Annotated in this window: 8 protein-coding genes; 7 read left to right on the plus strand and 1 reads right to left on the minus strand. The window is 70.3% G+C overall.

Going from position 1 to position 13,357, the window contains the following annotated elements; translation table 11 throughout:
* Positions 1-90: 90 nt before the first annotated feature.
* From rpsO to A3Q40_RS07005, 3 genes are all read left to right on the plus strand, one after another.
* Positions 91-360 carry a 30S ribosomal protein S15 gene (gene rpsO / locus A3Q40_RS06995; RefSeq protein WP_068100737.1) on the plus strand — a complete coding sequence of 90 codons (270 nt, stop codon included), beginning with the start codon at positions 91-93 and terminating at the stop codon, positions 358-360.
* A gap of 317 nt (positions 361-677) precedes the next feature.
* Positions 678-2,957 carry a polyribonucleotide nucleotidyltransferase gene (locus A3Q40_RS07000; RefSeq protein WP_068100739.1) on the plus strand — a complete coding sequence of 760 codons (2,280 nt, stop codon included), beginning with the start codon at positions 678-680 and terminating at the stop codon, positions 2,955-2,957.
* Positions 2,958-3,057: 100 nt separating this feature from the next.
* Positions 3,058-4,323 (plus strand): M16 family metallopeptidase, encoded by a 1,266-nt coding sequence (locus A3Q40_RS07005; protein WP_235606572.1) that lies wholly within the window; start codon positions 3,058-3,060, stop codon positions 4,321-4,323.
* Positions 4,324-4,330: 7 nt separating this feature from the next.
* Here A3Q40_RS07005 and A3Q40_RS07010 read toward each other — a convergent pair whose 3' ends face one another.
* Complete coding sequence (locus A3Q40_RS07010) at positions 4,331-5,407, minus strand: fused (3R)-hydroxyacyl-ACP dehydratase subunits HadA/HadB (protein ID WP_068105514.1); 1,077 nt, start codon at positions 5,405-5,407, stop codon at positions 4,331-4,333.
* A 195-nt stretch (positions 5,408-5,602) separates the two neighbouring features.
* On the opposite strand from A3Q40_RS07010, the gene A3Q40_RS07015 reads away from it, so the two are divergent.
* From A3Q40_RS07015 to A3Q40_RS07030, 4 genes are all read left to right on the plus strand, one after another.
* Positions 5,603-7,129 carry an aldehyde dehydrogenase family protein gene (locus A3Q40_RS07015; protein WP_068105518.1) on the plus strand — a complete coding sequence of 509 codons (1,527 nt, stop codon included), beginning with the start codon at positions 5,603-5,605 and terminating at the stop codon, positions 7,127-7,129.
* 64 nt (positions 7,130-7,193) lie between these two features.
* Positions 7,194-7,886, plus strand: a complete 693-nt coding sequence (locus A3Q40_RS07020; protein WP_068100743.1) for an AMP-binding protein — start codon at positions 7,194-7,196, stop codon at positions 7,884-7,886.
* Between the two features lie 149 nt (positions 7,887-8,035).
* Positions 8,036-10,630, plus strand: a complete 2,595-nt coding sequence (locus A3Q40_RS07025; RefSeq protein WP_068100745.1) for an AMP-binding protein — start codon at positions 8,036-8,038, stop codon at positions 10,628-10,630.
* A 33-nt stretch (positions 10,631-10,663) separates the two neighbouring features.
* Positions 10,664-13,351 (plus strand): MGH1-like glycoside hydrolase domain-containing protein, encoded by a 2,688-nt coding sequence (locus A3Q40_RS07030; protein WP_068100747.1) that lies wholly within the window; start codon positions 10,664-10,666, stop codon positions 13,349-13,351.
* Positions 13,352-13,357: the final 6 nt, after the last annotated feature.

Here is a 13,357-nt window from a genome sequence, read left to right on the forward strand (position 1 = left end):
TGTCTGCTGCGGTTCGCGGCGGCGGCAACACCGCGCGGCGTGCCGCGCGGCCCCATTCACGCGCGGACGGTATTTCCAGGAGTGACCCCAGTGGCGTTGACCACCGAACAGAAGAAGCAGATTCTCGGCGAGTACGGCCTCCACGAGACCGACACCGGGTCGCCGGAGGCGCAGGTGGCGATGCTCACCAAGCGCATCACGGACCTCACCGAGCATCTCAAGCAGCACAAGCACGACCACCACTCCCGCCGCGGCCTTCTGCTGCTCGTGGGACGTCGTCGTCGCCTGCTGAAGTACGTGCAGAAGGTCGACGTCGCGCGCTACCGCTCGCTCATCGAGCGTCTGGGCCTGCGTCGATAAGTTCCCCGTCGTACGTCGCGAACGAGCCGGCGAGGCAGCCCCGTGGGCTGATCCTCGTCGGCCGTTCGGTCGTTCGCCGCCGGAACGGTAGGGTTTTCACTTGTCGCCCGAACGCGGGCGATAAGAAGCAGCCGTGTGCCGTCCGGTCGGACGGTCGGGTCGGTCTTCGGTAGTGGTTCGTCGGATGTCGCACGCCGACGAGCTTCGATCGTGGGCCGCCTCGGATTCGCCGACCGGACGACGCCGCAGGTGAACCAGAGGGTTCGCCGGCGCGCCCGGGTGGGCACGGCGAAGACGAGAGGACGATGAAGACAGACATGACCGATTCCACCACCACCGACGCCGCGACCGAGGTCGACGAGGGCGTCTTCGAGAGCACCGCCGTCATCGACAACGGGTCGTTCGGCACCCGCACCATCCGCTTCGAGACCGGCCGCCTGGCCAAGCAGTCCGCGGGCTCGGTCGTGGCGTACCTCGACGACGAGACGATGCTGCTCTCGGCCACCAGCGCGTCGAAGCACCCCAAGGACCACTTCGACTTCTTCCCCCTGACGGTGGACGTCGAGGAGCGCATGTACGCCGCGGGCCGCATCCCCGGCTCGTTCTTCCGCCGTGAGGGACGCCCCAGCACGGATGCGATCCTGACCTGCCGCCTGATCGACCGGCCGCTGCGCCCGACGTTCGTCGACGGGCTCCGCAACGAGATCCAGGTCGTCATCACCGTGATGAGCCTCGATCCCAAGGATCTGTACGACGTCGTCGCCATCAACGCCGCGTCGGCCTCCACGCAGCTCGCCGGCCTGCCGTTCACCGGCCCCGTCGGCGGTGTCCGCGTGGCGCTGATCGACAAGCAGTGGGTGGCGTTCCCCACCAACGAGCAGCTCGAGCAGGCCGTGTTCAACATGGTCGTCGCCGGCCGCATCGTCTCCGGCTCGGGTGCGGACGCCGACGTCGCCATCATGATGGTCGAGGCCGAGGCGACGGAGAACGTGCTCTCGCTGATCGACGGCGGCGCGCAGGCTCCCACCGAGGCGATCGTCGCCGAGGGGCTCGAGGCGGCCAAGCCGTTCATCGCGTCGCTGTGCGAGGCGCAGAAGCAGCTGGCCGAGGCCGCAGCGAAGCCGACCGGCGATTTCCCGCTGTTCCCCCCGTACCAGTCGGACGTCTTCGAGGCGGTCGAGGGTGCGGCGCAGATCCCGCTGACCGAGGCCCTCACCATCGCCGGCAAGGCGGAGCGCGAGGCCAAGCTGGACGAGGTCAAGGACCAGGTTCTCACCATCGTCGGCGACCGCTTCGCCGGGCGCGAGAAGGAGATCGGCGCGGCGTTCCGCTCGCTGACCAAGCGTTCGGTGCGTCAGCGCATCCTGCGTGACCAGTTCCGCATCGACGGCCGCGGCATCACCGACATCCGCGATCTCTCTGCCGAGGTGGCCGTGGTGCCGCGTGCCCACGGCTCCGCGTTGTTCGAGCGTGGCGAGACCCAGATCCTGGGTGTGACCACGCTCGACATGGTCAAGATGGCGCAGCAGATCGATTCGCTGGGCCCCGAGACCAGCAAGCGGTACATGCACCACTACAACTTCCCGCCGTACTCCACCGGTGAGACCGGTCGCGTCGGCTCGCCGAAGCGTCGCGAGATCGGCCACGGTGCGCTGGCCGAGCGCGCGCTGCTGCCCGTGCTGCCGAGCCAGGAGGAGTTCCCCTACGCCATCCGTCAGGTCTCGGAGGCGCTGAGCTCCAACGGTTCGACCTCCATGGGATCGGTGTGCGCCTCGACGCTGGGCATGCTGAACGCTGGTGTGCCGCTGAAGGCTCCGGTCGCCGGCATCGCCATGGGTCTCGTCTCCGACGAGGTCGACGGGGAGACCCGCTACGTCGCCCTCACCGACATCCTCGGTGCCGAGGACGCGTTCGGCGACATGGACTTCAAGGTCGCCGGCACCCGCGAGTTCGTCACGGCTCTGCAGCTCGACACCAAGCTCGACGGCATCCCCTCGCAGGTTCTCGCCGGCGCGCTGTCGCAGGCCAAGGACGCCCGCGTGACCATCCTCGACGTCATGGCCGAGGCCATCGACGGCCCGGACGAGATGAGCCCCTACGCCCCGCGCGTGACGGCGATCAAGGTCCCCGTCGACAAGATCGGCGAGGTCATCGGGCCCAAGGGCAAGATGATCAACTCGATCACCGAGGAGACCGGCGCCAATATCTCCATCGAGGACGACGGCACGGTCTACGTCGGTGCTGCGGACGGCCCGTCCGCGCAGGCGGCGATCGATCGCATCAACGCGATCGCGAACCCGCAGCTGCCCAAGGTCGGCGAGCGCTTCCTCGGCACCGTGGTGAAGACGACGGCGTTCGGTGCCTTCGTCTCGCTGCTGCCGGGTCGCGACGGCCTGGTGCACATCTCGAAGCTGGGCGGCGGCAAGCGCATCAACAAGGTCGAGGACGTCGTGAACGTCGGCTCCAAGCTTCGCGTGGAGATCGCCGACATCGACAACCGCGGCAAGATCAGCCTGGTGCCGGTCGAGGACGAAGCGGCTGCGGCTGCTCCGGCCGCCGACTCGGCCGAGTCGGCCACCGAGGTCGGCGCTGAGTAAGAAGTACGCGAACGCGGCGGCGCGGCCGACGGAACTCTCGGGTTCCGGGCCGCGCCGCCGCTCTGCGGTCTCCACCACGCTCGGCGTCCAGCGCACCGTCCTGCCCGGCGGTGTCCGCGTGGTCACCGAGTTCGTTCCCGGGGTGCGCTCCGCGTCGGTCGGTGTCTGGGTCGCGGTGGGATCGCGCGACGAGGGGCGCACCGTTGCCGGTGCGGCCCACTTCCTCGAGCATCTGCTGTTCAAGGCCACCCCCACTCGCACCGCGCTGGACATCGCGCAGGTGATGGACGGCGTGGGTGGGGAACTCAACGCGTTCACCTCGAAGGAGAACACCTGTTTCTACGCGCACGTGCTCGACGAGGATCTGCACCTCGGTCTCGAGCTCGTCGCGGACGTGGTGCTTCGGGGACTGTGCCGATCGTCGGACGTCGACGTCGAGCGCCAGGTGGTGCTCGAGGAGATCGCGATGCGCGACGACGACCCCGAGGATCTGCTCGGTGACGCGTTCCTGACGGCGCTGTTCGGCGATCATCCGGTCGGTCGGCCGGTGATCGGGTCGACCGAGTCCATCGAGGCGATGACCCGCCGTCAGCTGCATTCGTTCCACAGTCGGCGCTATACCCCGGACCGCATGGTCGTGGCCGTGGCCGGCAACGTGGACCACGAGGACGTCGTGTCCGGTGTCCGCCGCGCGTTCGGCGAGCGGCTCGACGTGCCCGTCGACCCGGCACCCCGCCGGGTCGCTCGTCGCCCGGTGGTCGCCGCCCCCACCCTCAGCCTCACCACCCGCGACAGCGAGCAGGCGCATCTGTGCCTGGGCATGCAGGCCTACGGTCGGTACGAAGGCCACCGCTGGGCCCTGTCGGTGCTCAACACCGCGATCGGCGGCGGCTTGAGTTCTCGGCTGTTTCAGAGCATTCGCGAGGAACGTGGACTCGCGTATTCCGTGTATTCGTCGGTGGACACGTTCGCCGACACCGGTGCCTTCTCGGTCTACGCCGGTTGCCAGCCCGAGAACCTCGCCGAGGTGGCGGAGACCGTGCGGCGCGTCCTCGCCGACGTCGCCGCCCACGGCATCACCGATGCGGAATGCGCGCGGGCGAAGGGATCGATGCGGGGGAGTCTCGTTCTCGGACTGGAGGATTCGGGATCCCGGATGAACCGGATCGGCCGCAGCGAACTCAACTACGGCAACCACCGGTCCGTCGAGGAGACGCTGCGGCGTATCGACGAGGTCACGTTGGACGACGTACGGGCCGTCGCGTCCGACCTGCTCCGGCGGCCAATGGCGGCCGCCGTCGTCGGGCCCTACGACCGTGTGTCGGAACTCCCTGCGACGGTGCGGGGAGCAGTACGCCGGCGGTGATCGGCCGTCAGGCCAGATGCACCGTCGCGGTGGCCTTGTGGCCCAGGATGCGCTTGCCCGCGCAGCGCGCGTCGATGGACACGACGGCGGTGCGGGCCTCGGGATCGAGCGACTTCACCACGCCGTCGATGGTCACCTCGGTGTGGCCCACCGGCGGCACCAGCACCGGGCTGGTGAAGCGGACGGTGCTGTCCTTGAGCGCACCCGGGTCGCCCACCCACTGCGAGACGAAGCCCGTGCCGAGGCCCATCGTCAGCATGCCGTGGGCCACCACGGTCTCGAGGCCCAGCATGGCGGCGAAGGAATCGCTCCAGTGCACGGGGTTGTTGTCGCCGACCACGCCGGCGTAGTTGATCAGGTCGCCGCGGGTGAGCGAGACGACACGCTGCGGCAGGGCCTCGCCGACGGTGACGTCCTCGAAGCGACGGGTGGGTGCACCCCGGAAGGGCACCCGGACGGGCGGGTCGTAGGACGCCTCGAGGTCGTCGCCGTCCGGATTGGTCTCGGTGTCGGCGGACGCCGCGTCTGGGCCGAACATTCCGGCCATGACCATCCCGCGCGCGGCGTCCTCGATCCTCCGGTCGTCGTCGGACGGGCGGTCGATGAGCAACGTGGTGTAGGTGATCTGGGCGAGTTCGTTCCGCTGGTTCGTCAGGACCGTCTTGGTCACCATGGAGCCACGCCCGGCGACCTTGCGGAACGAGTCGAGCGAGACGTCGCAGGTCAGGCGGTCGCCGGCGAGGACGGGGCCGTAGTACTCCACGTACTGGTCCGTCTGCAGCATGCGCGTGAGGTCGTACCCCGCGGCGATGCGGCCGAGCAGCTTCTGCTGCGCGAGGATCCCGACCAGGGAGAAGAAGGTGGGCGGGGCCATGAGGGCGTCGTAGCCGCGCTCGGCGGCACCGTCCTCCGTCCAGTGCACGGGGTGGAAGTCCCGGACGGCCTTCGCGTACTCGCGCACCTTCTCGCGGCCGACCTCGTAGTGGTCGTCCGCGCGGTAGTGGTAGCCGACCATGTCCATCGCGTGCTGCGCGGGGTCGTACTCCTCCGGAGCGGGTGCGTCGGCCAGGGTTTCGGCGGTCATGCCCGCGAAGGTACCGAGACCGTCGTCACTGCCACGAGCACCCGCGGGGTTGTTCCGAACACTCACAGTCAACGCACCGTCGGTTTGTCACAGCGGATGAAACGGGGACTGTCCCCGATTTCGCCGCCGGGTCGTCGGGCTGCGACAGTGGTCTGCGTGATCGACCCGACCCCGCACGAGGCCGCCGCCGGGCGCCTGGACCGAGCTGTGTTCGCGCGGCCCCTCCTCGTCGACGGAACGTGGCTCTCCGGCAGCTCCGGCCGCGCTCGTCCGGTGGTCGATCCGGCTTCCGGACGCACCTTGGTCGAGCTCGACGACGCGTCTGTCGAGGACGCCCGATCGGCGGTCCGTGCCGCGCGCACGGCGTTCGACGCGGGCGAGTGGTCCGCGGTCTCGGCGCAGGCTCGCCGCTGCTCGGTGCTCCGCCGCACCGCGGACGTGCTGCAGCGCGACCGCGAGGCCATTGCGGAGGTGGAGACGCTCGACACCGGGAAGACCCTCGCCGAGAGTCGTGTCGACGTCGATGACGTGGTGTCGGTGCTCCGCTACTACGCGGACCTGGCGGAGCGGCCCTCGGACCGGGTGGTCGACGTCGGCGATGCCGCCGTGCTGTCGCGGGTGGTCCGCGAACCGGCCGGGGTCTGCGTGGCCATCGCTCCGTGGAACTACCCCCTTCTGCAGATGTCCTGGAAGGTGGCGCCGGCGCTGGCCGCAGGATGCACGGTGGTGCTCAAGCCCAGCGAGGTCACCCCGCTGTCGACCGTGCTCTTCGCGCGAGCGCTGGTGGAGGCGGGGGTGCCGAACGGCGTCGTGAACCTGGTACACGGACCCGGCGCCGACGTCGGGACCGCGCTGACCACGGACCCGGACGTCGATCTCGTGAGCTTCACCGGCGGGGCCGCGACCGGCACGGCCGTTCTCACGGCGACGGCGCCGCTGCTGACCAGGGTGGCGCTCGAGCTCGGCGGCAAGAACCCGCACGTGGTCTTCGCCGACGCGGTCACCCCCGACCGGATCGACGCCACCGTCGACCGCGTGCTCACCGGTGCCTTCCTGCATTCCGGTCAGGTCTGTTCCGCGGGCACCCGGCTGATCGTCGAGGAGACGGTGGCCGAGCGTGTGGTGGACGAGGTGGTCCGGCGTGCGCGGCGCATCGTGCTCGGGCCCGGACTCGACGCCTCGAGCGATGCCGGCCCGCTGGTCTCGCGGGCCCATCGCGAGAAGGTGCAGCGGTACGTGGAGGGGGCGATCACCGAGGGCGCCGTGCTGCGGTGCGGCGGCGCCGCACCGGGCGACGAGAGTCTGCGCGACGGTGCGTTCTTCTCGCCGACCGTGCTCGACGGGTGCGATCGCACGATGACGGTGGTTCGTGAGGAGACGTTCGGCCCGATTCTCACGGTGGAGCGGTTCACCACCGAAGCCGAGGCGCTCCGTCTGGCGAACGACACCCGCTACGGCCTCGCCGCCGGGGTGGCGACGGCGGACCCCGCGCGTGCCGACCGCCTGGCGCGGGGACTCCGGCACGGCACGGTGTGGGTGAACGACTACGGCCCGTACACCCCGGCCGCGGAATGGGGCGGGTTCGGCCGGTCCGGGCACGGCCGCGAACTCGGTCCGTCCGGTCTGCACGAATACCAGCAACTCAAGCACGTGTGGACCCACACGGGCGCCCCGCGCGCGGAGTGGTTCCGCAGCAGCCTGGACGATCGAAACAAACCGTGAGTACACTCGCCGACCACGGAACCGTCCTCGAGACGGTTCGCGGGACGACGAGAGTGACCACCACATGTCCATCACGACGAACGGCGCCACCCGCGCGGCCGTCCATCGGCGAGTCGGCGCGTCCACGGTGTCGCTGCACGCATCGGCTCGGCGGCACGCGTCCGCCACCGCCTACGTCCACGGTGACGACGCCGTCACCTACGGCGAACTGTTCGTCCTCGTCCGCCGCCGCGCCGCCGAGGTCCGACGCCGACACGGCGCGTCGCCGTCCGTGCCGCTGTGCGTCACGGCCCATCCGTCGGTCGATGCTCTCGCCGATCTGCTCGCCGTCCTGTCCGCGGGCCACGTCGCGCTGATTCTCGACGACTCCTGGCCGCAGGCCGGGCGGGCCGCCGTCGCGGCCTCGCACGGCGCCGTACCGCTCGGCCCCACGTCGGTGGACGAGGACTCCGGAGTCGCCACGCACGCGATGTGGTGGGACGAGGTGCACTGGGGGCCGGACGAGGACGGCGGTGGGGCCCCGACGCCGCTGGACTGGTGGCGTGCGGCCGCCGTCGTCGGCGCGGCCGGATCCGGCCGCGCGCGGACGCACGAGGAGATACACGTGGCCGCCGTCGACCTCGCCCGGCGCGCCGCACTGCAACCGGGCGCGGCCTTCGATCTGCCCGCGTCGACCGCCACCCTCACCGGACTGGTGTCCCTGTTCGCCGGACTCGCCGCCGGCGCCACGGTGATCGGGTGGCGCGAGTCGCGGTGAGATGCCGCTGACGGCCACTTGCGCGTCGAAGGCGCGGCTGGTTTCGCGCCATGGAGCAAGCCGCTGATCGAACGAGTACGTAACAAACAATCTTTCGGTACGATAAACCGGTCATTCGAGTCGAATCGACAAATGATCGGTGGTTTCCCATGAGTCTCGACAGCGCTCACGCTGCCCCCGGCGCGTCCGGCATCGCGGCAGTGCCGGCCACGCGAATGTCGGACACGCGCACGCCGGACACGGCGGAGACGGACCCATCGGTGTTCGCCCGCCTCGCGCGGGTGGCCCGCCGCGATCCGGCCGCTCGTGCCGTCACGACGTCGACCCGGTCGATCACCTACGGCGAACTCGTCGCCGCCGCCCGGCGTTGCGCGGCGGCGTTGTGCAGCGCGCACGGTGTGGGTGGTCCGACCGCTGTGCCGATCGCGGTGATCGCGGACTCGTCGGTCGAGACCGTGATCGCGGCGTGCGCAGTTCTGGCGTCGGGGCATCCTCTCGTCCTGGTCGACGACCGTCTTCCCCGACAGAAGCGCGCCGCCGTGCTCGCGTCCGCCGGCGCTGTCGTCGCGGACCGTCCCCTGTCGGGTACCGCGGTCGAGGTCCTCCCGCCGCCGGTCACCCGCGTCGATCGGGGACGGACCGCCATGGTGTGCTTCACGTCCGGATCGACCGGTGACCCGAAAGGCGTGGTGCTCGACCACGGGGGAGTGGCGGGGAAGGCGGACGATCTCCGCACAGCCGTCGGTCTGACGCCGTCCGACGTCGTCGGGTGCCTGCTGCCCGTGTCCTTCGGTGCAGGCACGACCGCCCTGCTCGCCGGGCTGCTGTCCGGGTCGACGGTGGCGTTGTGGGATCCACGCGTGTCCGACCCGGCGGCGCTCGGGGACTGGCTCCGCGCCGTCGGCGCCACCACGATGCACGCCTCGGTCGCCCTGGTGCGATCGCTGTCCGCGCCCGACGGACCACGGCCGGTCGTCGAGACCGTGCGGGCCGTCGTGACCTACGGCGAGCCGCTGCTCGGCGTCGACGTCGTCCGGTGCCGCGATGCTCTCGCGCCACGAGCGGACATCCTGAACTGGTACGCCGTGACGGAATGCGGTGTGGTCGCCTGGTCCCGCGTCTCGCCGACCGACGACGTTCCCGAGGGACGCGTCCGCGCGGGTCGCGCGGTTCCGGGCCGCCGTCTCGACGTCGTGGGCGAGGACGGTCGCGCCGTCGCTCCCGGATCCGCGGGCGAGGTGATCGTGCGGGGCGGGAGACCCGCGGTCGGTTACCTCGGCCGGGAGTCGGACCGGTTCGGTGTCGACGCCGAGGGTGTCCCATTCTTCCGCACGGGCGATCGAGGCCGTGTGGACGACGAGGGACTGTTGCATCTGCTCGGCCGCCTCGACGACGCAGTGAAGATTCGCGGCTACCTCGTGGAGCCGGGTGAGGTGGCGGCCGCCGTGGCCGGCGTCGAGGGCGTCGCCGACGTCGCCGTGACCTCCACCGAGGTGGACGACCGTACCGAGCTCGTGGCCTACGTCGCGTGCGTTCGCGGCCACGACGCGCAGCGGGTCGTGCGGGCCGTTCGCGCGTCCGCGGGAGACCGACTGCCGCAGTGGATGATTCCGCGGTTCGTCGTGCCCTTGGAGCGCATTCCGCGCACCACGCGCGGAAAGGTCGACCGTGCCGCGCTGCCCGCCCCCGAGGTGACGACGCCGTCCGCACGGACCCGCACGTCGTCCTCCCTGACCGTGGTGGCCACGTCCGAGTTGGTCGGGACGGCACTCGGCGTGACGGTGGATCTCGACGACGATCTGGTGGCCGCGGGCGCCGATTCGCTGTCGTTCGTGCGCATGGCGACGATGGTGCGCGAGCGCTTCCACGTCGACCTCGACCCCGCGAGGGTCGCGGCCGAGCCGACCGTCCGCGCGATCGCCGATCTGATCGACGAGACCACCCGCGCCGGGTCCCGAAGCCGACGGGGCACCGGAGTGCTGGTGCCGCTGCGGGAGACGGGGACGGGCGTGCCCCTCTTCGTGGTCACCGGGGCCGGGGCGCCGGCCGTCTCGCTCATCCCGTTGGTTCGTCGGCTCGATCCGGAGCGGCCGGTGTACGGACTGCAGGCACACGGGCTCGAATCCAGGGCCCGGCCGGACCGCACCGTGCGCGCGGCCGCTCGGCGGTACGTCGAGCAGATCCGTCGCGTCCGCCCCACCGGACCGTACGCGCTGGCCGGGCATTCGATGGGTGGCATCGTCGCACTCGAGATGGCGTCGATGCTCCACGACGCGGGGGAGGACGTCGTCGAGGTGGTCGTGGTGGACAGTCGTCTGACCACCGCCCTGCTCGACGGCGTGGACGCCGCGGCGGAGGAGGCACCGGAGAGCGCGGGTGTCGATCCCGATGCGGTGTACGAGAAGCTGCGCCTCTCGCTGCCGGCGCTCCTGCGGATCCGGCTGCAGATGATGGTGGCCGGATACGTCACCTTCGCGCCGATCACGCAATGGATGTTGTTCTACAACAAGGGCCTCCGGATGCTGAAGGGGCACACGCCCCGGACGTACCCGGGGTCGGTGACCGTGCTGCGCACCGCGGGCAACGAGCAGGACGACCGCGTGTGGAGTCGGGTGGTCACGGGGCGCATCAGCATCGCCGACGTACCCGGATCGCACACCGACCTGTTGCGGGAACCGCACGTCGAGTCGGTGGCGCGGGAGATCGAGCGCGCCGTTGCCGACATCACGGTTCCGGCGCACTGACAACCGGCGGAGACGCCGGGCACACTGTCTCCCGTGACCACGGAGTCGACGCATCCCACCGCCGAGCACGCGCGCCTCGCGGAATCGCCCGGTGACCGCGGTGCGTGGCGCACGTGGGGCCCGTACCTGGCGGGTCGCCAGTGGGGAACCGTCCGCGAGGACTACTCCGCGGACGGCGACGCCTGGAACTCGTTTCCCTTCGACCATGCTCGATCGCGCGCCTATCGATGGGGCGAGGACGGGCTCGGGGGCATCTGCGATCGCTTCGGGTTCCTCAATGTCGCTGTAGCGCTGTGGAATCGGCGGGACCCGATTCTGAAGGAACGGCTCTTCGGTCTGACCAACGGCGAGGGCAATCACGGCGAGGATGCCAAGGAGTACTGGTGGGCGCTCGACGGCACGCCCACCCACAGTTGGATGTCGTGGCTCTACCGCTATCCGCAGGCCGAGTACCCATACGAGCAGTTGCGCACCGTCAACGCCGCGCGGACGAGGATGGAGCGGGAGTACGAACTCGCCGACACCGGTGTGTTGGACGAGAACCGGTTCTTCGACGTCGTGGTCGAATACGCGAAGGCCTCGCCCGACGACGTCTGCATCGTGATCTCGGTGACCAACCACGGTCCGGACGCGGCGTCGGTCGACGTGCTGCCGCACGTGTGGTTGCGCAACACCTGGGCGTGGGGCCGCGACGATCGCACGGCGTCCATCGTCGACGCGACCGAGGACGTCCTCCCCGGTGCGCTCGCCGCGGTGCGCGTGGACCACGAGTTCCTCGGTCGTTACTTCCTCGCGGCGGAAGGCTCGCCACGAGTGCTGTTCTGCGACAACGAGACCGACGCGGTGGGTCTGTTCGGCGCGGACAGCAATCGGTCGCGGTGGACCAAGGACGGCATCGACCGGGCGATCGTTCGCGGCGAGGCCGATGCGGTCAATCCCGACGGTGTGGGGACGAAGTGCGCGTTCCACTACCCGATGGACGACGTCGCGCCGGGGGAGACGCGGCGGGTCGCCCTCCGCCTGTCGACGTCCGTACCCGACGCCGCGACGTTCGGCCCGTCGTTCGAGATGGTGCGCGCGGACCGCCGTGCGGAGGCGGATCGGTTCTACGACCACGTGATCGGACCGGCGCTCTCGGACGAGGACCGGCACGTCGCGCGGCGCGCCTACGCCGGTTTGCTCTGGTGCAAGCAGCTCTACCGCTACGACGTGGCCGACTGGGCGGAAGGTGACCCGGTGGGGTCGCCCGCGCCCGAGTCGCGTCGAACGCCCACCGCCCGGAACGCGGCGTGGTCGCACTTCTCGCTCGCCGACGTCGTGTCCATGCCGGACGAGTGGGAGTACCCGTGGTTCGCCGCCTGGGACCTGGCCTTCCACACCATTCCGCTGGCGCACGTCGACCCCGACTTCGCCAAGGAACAGCTGGTGTTGATGTGTCGCGAATGGGCGATGCACCCCAACGGTCAGCTGCCCGCCTACGAGTGGGCGTTCGGGGACGTCAATCCGCCCGTCCACGCATGGGCGGTGTGGCAGGTCTACCGGATCGACGGTCACCGCGACCGTGAGTTCCTGGTGCGGGTCTTCACCAAGCTGCTGTTGAACTTCTCCTGGTGGGTCAACCGGAAGGACGCCGACGGCTCGAACATCTTCGAGGGCGGCTTCCTGGGGATGGACAACATCGGGCTGTTCAACCGGTCCGAACCGTTGCCGCCCGGGTTCCGGCTCGAGCAGTCCGACGCCACCAGCTGGATGGCGTTCTACTGCCAGCAGATGTTCAAGATCGCCGTCGAACTGGCGCGGTACGACTCCGCGTGGGACGACGCCGCGACCAAGTTCTTCGCGCACTTCCTCTCGATCGCGGACGCGGTGCGGTCCTTCGGCTCCGCGCGACTGTCGCTGTGGCACGAGGAGGACGGGTTCTTCTACGACGTCCTGGCGCCGCCCGACGGGGACCCGGTCCCGTTGCGGGTGCGGTCGATGGTGGGACTGTTGCCGATCCTGGGCGCGACCGAGGTACCCGACTGGGTGGGACGCGAATGCCCGGACCTCGCGGCGCGCCTGCGGTGGCTCCAGCATCGTCGGCCTGGGCTGACCAGCGCGATGATGAGTCGACGGGACGAGTCCGGACGGTGGCGCATGCTGCTCGCGCTGGTCGACCCGGTGCGGCTGCGGCGCATGCTCGAGCGCATGTTCGACCCCGCGGAGTTCCTGTCCCCGCACGGCATTCGCTCGCTGTCCGCGTCCTATCGCGACGGGCTGTCGATGGACGTCGACGGGCGGGCGCTGTCCATCGAGTACGAACCGGGGGAGTCGCGAACCGAGATGTTCGGCGGCAACTCGAACTGGCGTGGGCCCGTGTGGTTCCCCGTCAACGTGCTCCTCGCGGACAAGCTGCGCGCGTACGGCCGCTACTTCGGTGACAGCTTCACCGTCGAGATCCCCACCGGATCGGGGCAGGCGCACACGCTGGCCGAGGCGGCGACGGTGATCGAGACGGGGCTGACCGACCTGTTCCGACCCGTCGACGGGCGTCGTCCGGCGGACGGCGATCGCATCGAGTCGTCGCCCGATCCGCTGTGGTCGGGACATCCGACGTTCAACGAATTCTTCGACGGCGACACCGGCGAGGGGCTGGGGGCGAGCCATCAGACCGGATGGACGGCACTGGTGGCGCACCTGCTCAACCCGCGGGTCCCGGCCCCGCCCACCGGTTCCGCCTGACCTCGC

It is taken from the genome of Rhodococcus sp. PBTS 1 (assembly GCF_001620025.1).
Taxonomy (GTDB): Bacteria; Actinomycetota; Actinomycetes; order Mycobacteriales; family Mycobacteriaceae; genus Rhodococcoides; species Rhodococcoides kroppenstedtii.